An 11,317-nucleotide genomic window follows, 5' to 3' on the forward strand; every position below is an offset into this window, starting at 1 on the left:
CGCTGCCAGGCCTGCCAGACGGTCGCGGAAAATGACCAGGCCGTGCCACTCGCCGAAGAATGTGGACCACCAACGAAAGCCCGCGTAACCCGCGTCGTAGAGCCGTCGAGATATCGCCTGGGTCGTCTCGCGGCTAAGCGCCGCGACCTGGTCCGGCGGCGTGTCCAGCTCCGCCACGGTCGGCGGGTCGCAGAGATCGACGATCTCCGCGAATACGCTCTCCGGGAGCTGCACCGAGCTGAGCGCGTAACGGTGGCCTAGCTCGAACAGGTCCTCATCCGCGAGCGGCTGATTGCGCAGATCCTGCAGCTTCTCCCCGATGGCGTGCTCCGGGGTCTCGGCCAGATACAGGATCCCCTGCGGCGAGTCGCGCAGGTCGAAGCGCCCGTGACCCTGAAACGGCGGGAGGTGGGAGGGCGAGAAGGGCTCGCCCTCAGGCGCGTCGGGATCCCAGGGAAAAACCCGCCACGCGGGGCGCGGTACGATGCTCAACCGTGCGCGCCGCTCTTGAGCACTCGCACCGCCGCGATAACGGCCGGCAGGTCGCCGGCGCGCAGCGCGACCAGTGGGGTGCGGCCCCCGAGGTTGACATTCGGGCCCGAGAGCCACTTGGGAATCCGGCCAGGGTTCAGGTAGCCATCGAGCATCTCGATAACCGCATCCAGGCCGGCCAGCCGATCGCTGTTCTCCTCGTCCGGCACCTGCCCGCGCCGCCACCGCGCCACTTGCGCAGGGTCCACACCCAGCGCACGCGCGACCTGGGCGTCGGAGTCGAACACCCGCCGGGCCGAATCCAGCCGAAGGTTCACGAACTCGAGCGCGCGGGCTGCCGAGCCTCGCCGTCTGCGACGTGTCCGCCGCTCAGGCGACCTCTGCGGGTTCGGTTCGGCGCTGGCCATCGGATCCTCCGCCTTGCAGTCTACGCAATGAAATGTATTGCGAGACTCGGGCCGGCACAAGCGCCATGGCCGGCCTGGCATGTTGCTCACGTCAAAGACGTAGAGCTTGCCCGCAATGGTGGAGAGGTAGACGACGTCGCCCACGGGCCAGAAAACCAGTGCGGGACGCGCTCGCCTCAGAAGAGCCGTTCGACCCAGGGCACAGGGAACGCTTCCGAAGTGACGATGCGCTCTGAATCCGGGTGGAGGGGGTTGATGAGCACATTGCGGCCGATTGGGCGGCTCGCAACCGCGGGGACGATCAGGACGGCGCTCCTCGCCTGCTCGAGCCACCCATCGCCGAACCGCAGCGCCTCGGGTGAGTCCTTCGCATCCCAGCCCGGCAACTCGGCCGGGTCAAGAACCTCGATCAGATCGTCGGGGATATTGATCCGGACCGCGTGATGTGGGCCGGGAAGCGTGCGCGGCCGGAGCGCGTGGGCGAGGATCTCGAGGACCGCCCCCGCGAAGGTATCGGAGGCATAAATCACCAGGCGGCCGGGCCAGTTCCACCTGCCACCCCTCAGCATCGCCCCAGTGCCGTCGTAGACGGCGTGCCGCGCCTTCGCGATGCGCCAGGCGACGGCCATCAGACCGGGAGTGAATACTCCAGCCTGAAAAGCAGCTCCTCGACCTGGCGAGTGCCCAGGTCACTCCTCGCGAGATCCACGGGGCGCTCACCGCCGAGCTGCGGCTGTCGGGACGTCAGGAACTCGTGGGCCAGAGCCGGATCCTCCCACACCTCCTCGGCGAGTGCGGCCATGCGGGCCAGACGCTCGAGGCGCTGGCTCTCCTCCGGATTCAACCGCTTGCGCCGACGTTGCAGCGTGGTCTTGGGGACTATGCGATACTTGAGCTCGCTCGCCTCCGGCCCCTCCCCGATAATGTGATGTACGGCTCGATCCAAAGCCTCGACCGGAAGCCCATTCTCGACAGCCTCGCGCAGTTCGTCCAGCGTGCGGATGCGCCGCCGCAGCGTCCGCTCGCCGCCCATGATCCTTGCCACGGCCGGCGCCCTGATGCTCATGTGGCCTCCTCATTCCATATGGCCCCAATTTAGTGACCATGTGGATCGGAATCAATACCACAGGGCGACCGCGGCGACCGCGGCGCGGGTTGCATCTGCCAGGGGCCCAGAGCGCAAACGATAACCGGCCTCAAGGCGTCGGCGCACCCACCAGCTTCGCCACCCAGAGGCCGGTGTTGATGTCGCTGGCCAAGACGTGGCCGTTGTGCGGGATGGCGCTCCAGGCCAGCGCCACGTTGGGCCGGTAGCCTGCGAGCGAGCCGGTGTAGAGGCTGCCGATCACGCGCGCCTGCTCGCGCAGCTCGCCGCGCAGCTCGCCGCTCACGTCCAGCACGCGCACGCCGCCGTCGTACGCGCCGATATAGAGCAGCCCGTCCTCCGCCCACAGGTTGTGCGCGCCGAACTCGACCGGATCGTACTGCGCGACCTTGCGCGGGCGCTCGAGGTCGCTCACGTCCACGACGTGCACCAGCCCGCGCGTGGTGAAGCGCTCGCGGCTGGCCAGGTCCACGGTGCCGGGATAGGACTCGTCGGCCAGGAAGACGTAGCGGCCGTGGCGGAAGACGGAGTGCGAGCCGGCCATGAAGCCGGGCGGGTAGAGCTCGGCGTGGCTGTACTTGAGCTGGCTGACCAGCCGGGGGGCGCTGATCGAGCCGCCCTTGATCCCGTGGCCCACGTCCAGGATGACCAGGCCGTCCTTCCAGTACGCCAGGTAAGCCAGCCCGTCCTGGACGTAAACGTCGTGCAGGTAGCGCTCGGGCGTGACGTTCAGGAACTCGACGGCGTAAGGGCCCGAGGTCTCGCGCGGGATCTCCCAGCGCGCGACCTGGCGGGGCGCGCGCGGGTCGGAAAAATCGATGATGCGGAGCGAGCCGGTCGCGTCATCGGTGGCGAAGACGTAGTGCTGGTAGATGAAGGCACTGTGCACGCCGCCGCTGATCCCCTCCGTGTACTCGGAGACGATCCGGGGGTGGCGGGCGTCGGTGGCGTCGAAGAAGACCAGGCCGTTCCTGCGGCTGCTCGCGCCCTCGCGGCTGAGCACGCCGATGCGCCCGTCGGGCGTGGTGCTCACGTCGTTGATCAGGCGCGCGTCCACGACCAGAGAGTCGGCCAGGCCGGGCGCCGCGGGGTTGCTCACGTCAAAGACGTAGACCGTGCCCGCGATGGTGGAGACGTAGACGACGTCGCCCACCGGCCACAGCTCGGCCGCCTGCACGCCCGGCGGCAGGGGCGCATGGGCCACGGCCTCCAGGCGCCGCGGGTCGGTGCGCGGCAACACCCGGATGGCGGCCGAGGCGGCGACGCCGCCCACGGAGGCGACCACGGGGTAGAGCCCGGGCCGGCTGGCGACGAAGCGCCCGTCCGGCTCTAGGCTCGCGCCCGGCCCGGCGACGCTCCAGCGCGCTGGCACGTCGCGCACGGCTTCGCCCGCGGCGTCGCGCGCGGTAGCGGCAAGGGCGACGACGTCGCCCACGCGGGCCGGCGCGGCCGGCACGCTCACGGCCAGCGACCGCACCGGGTTGGCGCGCACGGTCACGGTTGTCTCGGCGGTGAGCGCACCCGCCTGCGCGGCAATATGCGCGCGGCCAGGGGCCAGCGCCCGCACAAGCCCGGCGGGCGAGACCTCCGCGATCCGCGCGTCGAGCGAGCGCCAGGTCACGGGTGGCGCGCGCACCGGGTCGCCGATCTCCGTGGCGGCGGCGGCCTCGAGCTGCAGCGTCGCCGCGACCACCGCGCGGGTGCCCTCGGGCGCCTCGATGCTCAACCGGGCGGGCGGCCGCTCGGCGATCTCGAGCACGCCGATCCCGACCTTCCCACCAGCAATGGCCAGCACATACGCCTGGCCTGGACGGTAGGTGGTCACGCGGCCCAGCGTGTCCGCGCCGGCAATGTCGAAGGGGGTGGCCAGCCAGTGGACGCCGGCGCCGGGCATCTCCTTGCCGGCGGCGTCGCGGACGACGGCCCTGAACTGCGTTTTCTCGCCGGCCGTCACGGCGGCGCGGGCCGGGAGCACCTCCACGGCGCCGGCCTGCTGCGCGGAAAGCGGGGCGGCGGAGAGGAGCGCGAGCAGGAGCGGCACGGCCAGGGGGGCCAGCGTGGCGGGCGTGCGGGGACAGGTGCGCATGCGAGCCTCCAGAATTTCGGTCCGGGAGCGGCGAAGCCTAGGCGAGCGAGTTGCCACGGTCAAGCCGGGGCGGTGCCGCACGCTGGGGCGAAACGTCAGGTGCCGCCGACGGCCGTTTCCGTCAACCGGCATTGACATTCGGCAACGCTTATATACATTTGATTCTTGCGTATTTGGCATTGCTGGATGTCCGCGGGCGGAGACCCTCACCCGCGGGTTGAAAAGAGCCGGTAGACCTCGCCTAAGGTGAGGATCTCGGGCTCGCTCGCGCGCGCGGCGGCTCTGGGAATCGCCGGTTCGAGCACGCTCAGGCAGCTCGCCGCAAACGTGGTCCTGGACGGAATGGAGTGCCTATGCGAGTAGCTTCAAGCCCGGCGAGCACGCTTTACCACCCGCTGGACACGGCGCTGGGCCGGCCCGCGGCTCTGCGAGTTCTGCGCGTCCTGTGCGTGCACGGGGGCGAACTCTCGACCACGTCGCTGGCCGCGCGGGCGGGACTCACGCGTGCGGGTGCCTGGCAGGCGCTCACGAAGCTGGTCGAGCTGGGCGTGGTCGAGGTGGTCGGGCAAGGCCGGGCTGTGTCGTATCGCCTGAACCGCCGCCATCCTCTCGCCCGACCGTTGGAAGAGCTGTTTCTTGCGGAAGCCGCGCGCGTTGACAGCCTCTTCGAGCATGTCCGGCAGATGGCCGAAGAATTCGAGCCGCAGCCGCGGGCGGTCTGGCTGCTGGGCAGCGTGGCGCGGCACCAGGACCGCGCTGATAGCGACGTCGACCTGATAGTGGTGGGGAGCCATGCGGCGGTCCGGCGGCAGGCAGAGGTGTTGCGGGAATCGCTCCTCAAGCTCACGGCGGACTGGGCCGTTCGCCCGTCGGTGATTTCGATCACCTCCGAGGACGCGAGACGGCACCTGGCCGAGGACAGTCGGTTCTGGAGGAACCTCGAGCGGGACGCCGTCGTCCTGTTCGGCTGCACGCCCCGGGAAGTGCTCCATGGTTAAGCGGAGGGCGTGGAAAAGGGTCGACCGCGCACAGTGGATGGAGCGCCGGAGGAACGCACAGGATTATCTCCAGGCTGCCCGGGACCTGCTGGCGCTGACGCCGGCGGGTGGCAACGGGAATCCCATCATGTCCCAGGCGCTTCTGGCCGTGATCGCCTGCGCGGACGCGCTCACCATCAAGTTCGCGGGGATCCAGAACACGCAGGATCACCGGGCGGCCGTGGCGGCGCTCAAGCAGGTGCTGGGGCAGCGGGCCGATCCCTCGCAGTTGGCCCGGCTGGAGCGGATGATGGCCAGCAAGGACGACATCCAATACGACCACCGCACGGCCACCATTGAGGAGGCCCGGGACTTCGTTGCGCAGGCGGAGCGCTTCGCGCTCTGGGCCGAGCGGGAACTAGCGCGCCCGTGAGGCGACGTGCCGGCGCTGGGCCGGCGGGCTGCCGAGGCAGGCGACCGCGGACCTGTGGCTCGCGAACCTCTTGACCGTCGGCGAGGTCCATGAACCCCGTCCGTCTTCTGCTCACCGGCCGTCCCGGCTGTGGGAAGACGAGCGTGATCCTGCGCACGCTGGAGCTCCTCGGGCGCGCCGCAGCCGGGTTCTACACCGAGGAGGTGCGGGACGCGCGCGGGCGGCGCGTGGGCTTCGACGTGGTGGCGCTGGATGGGGCGCGCGGGCCGCTGGCGCGCATCGGCTCGGACGGGCTGCGGGTCGGGAAATACGGCGTGGCCGTGGAATCCTTCGAGGCGGTGGGCGTGAGCGCGCTGGAGCGGGGGCTCGAGAACCCGCGGCTGCTCCTGGTAGTGGACGAGCTGGGCAAGATGGAGTTCCTGAGCCAGAAGTTCGTGAAGCTGCTGCCCCGGGTTTTCGCCGCGCCCAACCCCCTTCTGGGGACCATCCTCTCGCGGCCGCATCCAATCGCGGACCCGTGGCGCCGTGCGCCGGGCGTGGAGCTGGTCACGGTCACCACGGAGAATCGCGAGGCACTGCCGGAAGCGCTGGCAGCGAAGTTCAGAGAATAAGGGGGAAACGGGACAGGAAAGGAGCACGCGTTCTATCGGGGCGGCGGCCGGGCGGGTGGTGGTGACCGGGTTTGGACGCCACCGGCGCATAGCCCAAGGGGGCGCTGGTGCTGCCATGGTAGCCGAGCCCTCTGTGCGCGTGCGCGGGGTGCATTGCGAGAGCCGGGGGACCGGCCCGATTGGCCATGGCGCTGCCCTGCCACGGCGCCCAACTTTCCTCCCCGGGGTGGTTTCGCGGGGCGCCTACGAGCCCATAGATTGTCGCGCGAGGCGACCAGTGGGGAGGACGCCTCGAAGGCATCTCGAGCGGACCCACGCAGATTTCCGGAACAACGATGGCTTCACCAAGCCAGATGTCGGTGTTCGACAGCGCGCCCGCCGAGCACCCTTGCGCTCTGCTCGGCGAGCGGGAGCCTCTTTACCAGACCCGCTGGGGCGCCGCCATCGCTGGGGATTCGCTCGAGCTCATGGGCACGCTGCCAGCCGAGTCGGTAAACCTGGTCCTGACATCGCCGCCGTACGCGCTGGAGTTCCAGAAAGAGTACGGCAACGTGGAAAAGGGGGATTACGTGGGGTGGTTTCTCCCCTTTGCGCGCGAGATCAAGAGAATCCTGAAGCCGGACGGCAGTTTCGTCTTGAACATTGGCGGCAGCTACAACCTTGGGGCTCCAACCCGCTCGCTGTATCACTTCAAGCTGCTGGTTGCGCTCGTCGAGGAGATCGGGTTCTATCTGGCGCAGGAGTGCTTCTGGTACAATCCGGCGAAGCTACCCGCGCCGGCCGAGTGGGTGAACGTTCAGCGGGTGCGCATCAAGGATTCCGTGGAGTACGTCTGGTGGCTTGCCCGAAGTACGTCTCCCAAGGCGGACAACCGCGATGTGCTGGTCCCTTACAGCAAGGACATGAAGCGCCTCATCCAGCGAGGGCTGCGCGAGACGGTTCGCCCCAGCGGCCACGTCATCACGGAGAAGTTTACCACGAATCGCGGCGGCTCGATCCCCCCCAACCTCATCTACTGGGGGAACAATGACAGCAACTCCGATTTCATGAAGGCCTGCGAAGCGGCCGGGGTCAAGCCACATCCGGCCCGCTTCCCAGCCGTCCTGCCCGAGTTCTTCATCCGCTTGCTCACTGATTCTGGCGACCTGGTGCTGGACCCCTTCGCAGGCAGCAACACGACGGGGAGGGTTGCGGAGGATCTGGGAAGGCGGTGGCTCGGCTTCGAGCTGGATGAGGATTACCTGCGCATTTCCGGCTTGCGATTCGGCCTCGAGCTGCTCCGACCGAAGCGGGGATGACGGAGCGCGAATTCCTCGACGTGGTGGCGCGTCTGTATGGCCAGAGCTGGCCTGCCCCCCTCCATTTGCTGCAGGGCGCGGAACGAGTCGATCAAGGCATCCCGCTTGGAATCGCCGCCAAAGAGGCGCGCACCACTCCCCGCCGGCTGAAGCAGGTTGTTGAAGCGCGGCAGCGGCTCAGGGCAGTACTGGGCCTCAGCCCTCAGGAGATCGAAGCGCCCTCCCGGCAGCGGGCGATAGGCACGCTCGGCCAACTGCTCCTGGGCCGGGCGGCCGAGATCGCGTTCGAGAACATCTACGCCGAGGAGATGAAAACCCACGAACTGGAGCTGCGCGATCTCCGCGAGTCGCGGACGGATACCGACTATCGACTCTACAACGCCAGGGGGAAGCCCGTCTACCGGATCAACATCAAGTTTCACGGAGCCTTGTTCCAGCGCGCCCCCGAGCTTGTCGGTCTCGATCCGGAAGACTGTTTTGCCCTAGCCACGTACAAGATCTATGGCGCGCTTCGCAAGCAGCAAGACGAGGGCTTACCCTATCTCTTCGCAGTCGTGGGCGTGCGCAGCCTTTCCGGCGAGAATGTGGGCGCCGAGATTCCCAGCCCCTTCGTCGACGCCGTAGCCTACATGTACCAGGCGCCATATGCCCGGAACAAGCGCGACTTCGAAGACCATGTGATCACCCGGCTCGTTCAGGACGAGGCTCCCGTTTTCGAGCAGACCTACGAGCGGATCCGGCACGCCGATTGGTTTATCCTCTCGGCCCGGCGTGCTGACAGGCTCGTCCGTGAACGGTTTTATGACCGCGTCTTCGCGCTGCGGATTCCTCGCTTTGCCCAGCAGTTCCGTGCCGCCGAGCTGGACATGCACTTCTCTCTTTCTGAGGACCTGACGCCGTTGAGAAGTTTCCTGAGCATGCTGCGGGAGGCCGGACAGGCGAAGGTCGTTACACTGATCGAGCGTGGAGACTTCTAGAGAGCTCGCGTCAAGCAGAATGGCATCCGCGGCCCAGACCCCTCACTCCCGCAGATAGAGTAGCCGTCCTCCTCGCGCCGCCCTCCGTTCGATCGTGCCGACCATTTCCCTGCGCCACTCGAAGTCTTCGGGAGTCGTCACAATGATATCCTTGGGTACACGGATGTCATGGAGCGCGACCCCGATCTCGACCGCCTTCTCGCGGCGCGATCCCCGGACAGGCATGACGACGAGCAGGTCGACGTCGCTGTCAGGCCCTGCATCGCCGCCGGCGTAGGAGCCGAAGAGAAGGATCCGCTCGGGGGCAAAACGCTCTACGATCCGCCGAACCATCTCCTCAAGCAGCGGCTCGATGCCGCGTGGCGCGACACGCCGCTTGCTAGTCATGCGGTGACTCCACTCTCTCGATGTGCTCGAGCAGGAATATCCACAGTTCCGCGCCGGAGCCCACCTCCGGGTCGACAAGTGGAAGTGCCCGCCGAATCTGCCCGCGCAGCGCCGCATCGGCCTTGGCGCGCTGGTAGAGCTCCCGCCATTCCTCGGTGCTCCCGGTCCCGAGCACGTCCACCAGCTCGTGAAAGCCGGGGCGTGTGGTGATTCGCGGCGCGCGCATTTTCTAACTGCCATCTGTTCCGGCACCGGGCGGGGTCTGACCGCCCGGGGCTCGTAGATCTCGCACCTCGGCCGACGCCAGGAACTCCTCGATCCGGGTCGCCACCTCTCCCTCCATCTCCAGGAGCAGCAGCTGGCGGGCAAGGTCCTGGCATCGTGCCGAGACATACGCCCAATCGCGGTATCGAGGCTCGAGCCCCCGGAACGTTTCGAGGTCCATGTGTTCCAGGTCGAGCGGACCTGCAGTTGTCACCTCCGCCAGGCGCGTAATGCACGACTGGTTCCCGGAGCCCGGGTAGAGGACGTTGAGGAAGCGCAGCGCCTCGAGGGCCCGCGCATCTCCGAGCTTGTCCGCGAGGGCGGCGACGTCCAGGAAATCACGAGTCGCCTGCCGGGCAATGCACAGGTATGCCTTAATGCGCAGGGTCTCCTCTGCCGTAGGAATGACGAGGCCCTGGACCGTCTCGAGCTCGAACGTGACCGGGCGTTCAAGCTGACGCACGCCCAGGCGCACCCCATGCCGTTCGCCCAGCAACGCCAGGGGAGGCCGTTCGCGGTTGAGGTGCCACGCTTCCCACGTATGCAATTCTTGCTTCACAAGCTCGAACCGGTTGCGCAGCAGGGGCGTGACCTGGTCGACATGCCGATGGTGCGGCCGCGGCGCTTGCTGGTGGCGGCCAGGTTGTGGTAGCGGCGGTGCTCGCGCCGGCTCATCCCCCGGCCGTCGTCGAGAACGGTCAGCAGCGCGTCCGCCGGGCTGGTCTGGAGCTGCACCAGCGTCGCCCCCGAATCCAGCGCGTTGGCGATCGTCTCGGTGAGGATCGTCTCCTCGAGCGACTCCGGGTAGGCGTCCCGCAGGTCCTCGAGGAGATGAAGCAGGTCTACCCGGGTTTCACCCAAAGGCGGTCTCCCCTGCGTTCTCGTGCGTGGAGCGGTTTCTCATTATAGCCGGTTGCGGTCACACCAGCAGCAATTGTGATCTGGACGTGCTCGCTACGGGAAGAGGCCTTGCCAAGGAGCCGCTGGGGCCGCCGCACAGCAACTTGCCGGCCGAGAATATCCAGCTCAGCAGCGGACGCGGACTCTCTACGTGCTCGGCGTCCCGGAGCGGCGCGAGGGGTAGCGGGGGATCCGCTGAAGAATCTCAGCTTCCTCCTTCTGCGCGTGGTATAGCTCCCACCGAACCTGCAGGTTCATCCAGAACCCCGTCGAGGTTCCCAAGTACTGTGCCAGGCGAAGGGCTGTACCCGGCGTAATGCCCCGGCGCCCGTTCACGATCTCGTTCACCCTCTGGTAGGGCACATGGATGGCATCGGCGAGCTCGCGCTGCGTCAGCCCCATGGGCTCAAGGAACTCCTCCAGGAGCATCTGGCCAGGGTGCGTCGGCGCACGGTGTGTAGGCACTCGAACCACAGGTCACCTCAATGATAGTCGACCACTTCGACATCTTCCGGGCCGGTCTCGGTCCATTTGAAACAGATCCGGTATCGCTCGTTGATTCGGATACAATGCTGCCCTCTGCGATCTCCCTTGAGGCCCTCGAGTCTGTTGCCCGGCAGGATGCGCAAGTCCCCGAGCGATTCGGCCGAATCGAGGGCGTCCAGCTTCTTCGCTCCTTGACGCCAGAGCGGCTGCGGTAGCGCCTTCCGTGCCGCCTTCGTGGGTCTGCCGTAGAACAGATCCTCGGTGCCGGCGTCGCGGAAGCTGCGGATCATCTTAGCATGATAGCCGTCATCCCATGCTATGACAATCCCTTTCCTCCGCGGGCTCGAGTGCGTAGCTTGGGTCGTTAACCCGTCAGGCTGCCGGCCGATCGGAACGCGGGCGAGGGTGGGTGGGTGTGGGGGTACTTCGACGGCGCGGGCAAGGTCAAGATCGCGGTGAGCGGCAAGGGCGCGTCGTGCGCCTTCTGCCACCGGAGCGGGATCGATTACACGCGCATGAACGACGGGCATCCGTAGGAGGAGGCGATCATGCGTAACGGTCTTGTTCTGACGCTGGCGTGTGCGTGCATCGCTCTCACGGGCGACGCCGCCCGCGCGCAGCGCGCCGCGCCCAACTCCGAGGTGTGGGTGGTCGACCAGTCGGACACGAAGGGGAAGAACTATGGGAGCGGCCGGCTGGCGGCCGTCATGCGGCTGAGCAACGTGGACGACCAGGGGGTGGAGAAGGCCGACGCGCACGCCGTGCGCGTGCGCCGGCGCTAGCGCGCAGTTTCGCCCATCGTCCAAAGGGTTCACCACAGAGAGCGCGGAGGGCGCAGAGGCGGCAGCGACTGGCCAGCCGGGGTGTATCTCCGCGGCCTCCGCGCATCTGGAC

Annotated in this window: 17 protein-coding genes; 6 read left to right on the top strand and 11 right to left on the bottom strand. The window is 67.7% G+C overall.

Annotated features, from left to right (window positions below; genetic code table 11):
- From HY703_12360 to HY703_12380, 5 genes are all read right to left on the bottom strand, one after another.
- The coding region (locus tag HY703_12360; protein ID MBI4545984.1) for an RES family NAD+ phosphorylase at positions 1-492 on the bottom strand (492 nt) is incomplete at its 3' end.
- Entirely contained in the window at positions 489-899 is a 411-nt protein-coding gene (locus HY703_12365; protein MBI4545985.1) for a hypothetical protein, read from the bottom strand. The genes HY703_12360 and HY703_12365, both read right to left, overlap by 4 nt.
- Positions 900-1,075: 176 nt before the next feature.
- Positions 1,076-1,528 (bottom strand): RES domain-containing protein, encoded by a 453-nt coding sequence (locus HY703_12370; protein ID MBI4545986.1) that lies wholly within the window; start codon positions 1,526-1,528, stop codon positions 1,076-1,078.
- Positions 1,528-1,965, bottom strand: coding sequence for a DUF2384 domain-containing protein (locus tag HY703_12375; GenBank protein ID MBI4545987.1), 438 nt, complete (start codon positions 1,963-1,965; stop codon positions 1,528-1,530). The genes HY703_12370 and HY703_12375 overlap by 1 nt, the downstream gene beginning before the upstream one ends.
- A 130-nt stretch (positions 1,966-2,095) precedes the next feature.
- Entirely contained in the window at positions 2,096-4,090 is a 1,995-nt protein-coding gene (locus HY703_12380; GenBank protein ID MBI4545988.1) for an Ig-like domain-containing protein, read from the bottom strand.
- A 353-nt stretch (positions 4,091-4,443) separates the two neighbouring features.
- Between HY703_12380 and HY703_12385 the strand changes: the two genes are divergently transcribed.
- The 5 genes from HY703_12385 to HY703_12405 all read left to right on the top strand — a co-directional run bounded on the left by HY703_12385 (position 4,444) and on the right by HY703_12405 (position 8,386).
- Positions 4,444-5,088, top strand: a complete 645-nt coding sequence (locus tag HY703_12385; GenBank protein MBI4545989.1) for a nucleotidyltransferase domain-containing protein — start codon at positions 4,444-4,446, stop codon at positions 5,086-5,088.
- Positions 5,081-5,500, top strand: coding sequence for a hypothetical protein (locus HY703_12390; GenBank protein MBI4545990.1), 420 nt, complete (start codon positions 5,081-5,083; stop codon positions 5,498-5,500). Before HY703_12385 ends, HY703_12390 begins: the two co-directional genes overlap by 8 nt.
- Positions 5,501-5,589: 89 nt before the next feature.
- Positions 5,590-6,111, top strand: a complete 522-nt coding sequence (locus HY703_12395) for an AAA family ATPase (GenBank protein ID MBI4545991.1) — start codon at positions 5,590-5,592, stop codon at positions 6,109-6,111.
- Positions 6,112-6,464: 353 nt separating this feature from the next.
- Complete coding sequence (locus tag HY703_12400) at positions 6,465-7,409, top strand: site-specific DNA-methyltransferase (GenBank protein ID MBI4545992.1); 945 nt, start codon at positions 6,465-6,467, stop codon at positions 7,407-7,409.
- Positions 7,406-8,386, top strand: coding sequence for a hypothetical protein (locus HY703_12405; protein MBI4545993.1), 981 nt, complete (start codon positions 7,406-7,408; stop codon positions 8,384-8,386). Before HY703_12400 ends, HY703_12405 begins: the two co-directional genes overlap by 4 nt.
- A gap of 42 nt (positions 8,387-8,428) precedes the next feature.
- On the opposite strand, the gene HY703_12410 is transcribed toward HY703_12405, so the two are convergent.
- The 6 genes from HY703_12410 to HY703_12435 form a co-directional block, all read right to left on the bottom strand.
- Entirely contained in the window at positions 8,429-8,719 is a 291-nt protein-coding gene (locus HY703_12410; protein MBI4545994.1) for a nucleotidyltransferase domain-containing protein, read from the bottom strand.
- Between the two features lie 46 nt (positions 8,720-8,765).
- On the bottom strand, positions 8,766-8,999 hold the full coding sequence (locus tag HY703_12415; GenBank protein ID MBI4545995.1) for a hypothetical protein: 234 nt from the start codon (positions 8,997-8,999) through the stop codon (positions 8,766-8,768).
- Positions 9,000-9,002: 3 nt separating this feature from the next.
- Complete coding sequence (locus HY703_12420) at positions 9,003-9,596, bottom strand: hypothetical protein (protein MBI4545996.1); 594 nt, start codon at positions 9,594-9,596, stop codon at positions 9,003-9,005.
- Entirely contained in the window at positions 9,593-9,898 is a 306-nt protein-coding gene (locus HY703_12425; GenBank protein ID MBI4545997.1) for an ATP-binding protein, read from the bottom strand. The genes HY703_12420 and HY703_12425 overlap by 4 nt, the downstream gene beginning before the upstream one ends.
- Before the next feature lie 186 nt (positions 9,899-10,084).
- Positions 10,085-10,411 (bottom strand): HigA family addiction module antidote protein, encoded by a 327-nt coding sequence (locus HY703_12430; GenBank protein ID MBI4545998.1) that lies wholly within the window; start codon positions 10,409-10,411, stop codon positions 10,085-10,087.
- A gap of 8 nt (positions 10,412-10,419) precedes the next feature.
- Positions 10,420-10,713 carry a type II toxin-antitoxin system RelE/ParE family toxin gene (locus HY703_12435; protein MBI4545999.1) on the bottom strand — a complete coding sequence of 98 codons (294 nt, stop codon included), beginning with the start codon at positions 10,711-10,713 and terminating at the stop codon, positions 10,420-10,422.
- 258 nt (positions 10,714-10,971) lie between these two features.
- Here HY703_12435 and HY703_12440 point away from each other — a divergent pair, with 258 nt between their 5' ends.
- Positions 10,972-11,205 carry a hypothetical protein gene (locus HY703_12440; protein MBI4546000.1) on the top strand — a complete coding sequence of 78 codons (234 nt, stop codon included), beginning with the start codon at positions 10,972-10,974 and terminating at the stop codon, positions 11,203-11,205.
- The last annotated feature ends 112 nt before the right edge of the window (positions 11,206-11,317 follow it).

Source organism: Gemmatimonadota bacterium (genome assembly GCA_016209965.1).
Taxonomy (GTDB): Bacteria; Gemmatimonadota; Gemmatimonadetes; order Longimicrobiales; family RSA9; genus JACQVE01.

Excerpts from the sequence above, each read along its gene's own strand:
- HY703_12375 (MBI4545987.1), bottom strand. The coding sequence starts at position 1,965 with ATGAGCATCAGGGCGCCGGCCGTGGCAAGGATCATGGGCGGCGAGCGG.
- HY703_12435 (MBI4545999.1), bottom strand. The coding sequence starts at position 10,713 with ATGATCCGCAGCTTCCGCGACGCCGGCACCGAGGATCTGTTCTACGGC.
- HY703_12390 (MBI4545990.1), top strand. The coding sequence starts at position 5,081 with ATGGTTAAGCGGAGGGCGTGGAAAAGGGTCGACCGCGCACAGTGGATG.
- HY703_12400 (MBI4545992.1), top strand. The coding sequence starts at position 6,465 with ATGTCGGTGTTCGACAGCGCGCCCGCCGAGCACCCTTGCGCTCTGCTC.
- HY703_12385 (MBI4545989.1), top strand. The coding sequence starts at position 4,444 with ATGCGAGTAGCTTCAAGCCCGGCGAGCACGCTTTACCACCCGCTGGAC.
- HY703_12370 (MBI4545986.1), bottom strand. The coding sequence starts at position 1,528 with ATGGCCGTCGCCTGGCGCATCGCGAAGGCGCGGCACGCCGTCTACGAC.
- HY703_12365 (MBI4545985.1), bottom strand. The coding sequence starts at position 899 with ATGGCCAGCGCCGAACCGAACCCGCAGAGGTCGCCTGAGCGGCGGACA.
- HY703_12410 (MBI4545994.1), bottom strand. The coding sequence starts at position 8,719 with ATGGTTCGGCGGATCGTAGAGCGTTTTGCCCCCGAGCGGATCCTTCTC.
- HY703_12415 (MBI4545995.1), bottom strand. The coding sequence starts at position 8,999 with ATGCGCGCGCCGCGAATCACCACACGCCCCGGCTTTCACGAGCTGGTG.
- HY703_12440 (MBI4546000.1), top strand. The coding sequence starts at position 10,972 with ATGCGTAACGGTCTTGTTCTGACGCTGGCGTGTGCGTGCATCGCTCTC.
- HY703_12380 (MBI4545988.1), bottom strand. The coding sequence starts at position 4,090 with ATGCGCACCTGTCCCCGCACGCCCGCCACGCTGGCCCCCCTGGCCGTG.
- HY703_12395 (MBI4545991.1), top strand. The coding sequence starts at position 5,590 with ATGAACCCCGTCCGTCTTCTGCTCACCGGCCGTCCCGGCTGTGGGAAG.
- HY703_12405 (MBI4545993.1), top strand. The coding sequence starts at position 7,406 with ATGACGGAGCGCGAATTCCTCGACGTGGTGGCGCGTCTGTATGGCCAG.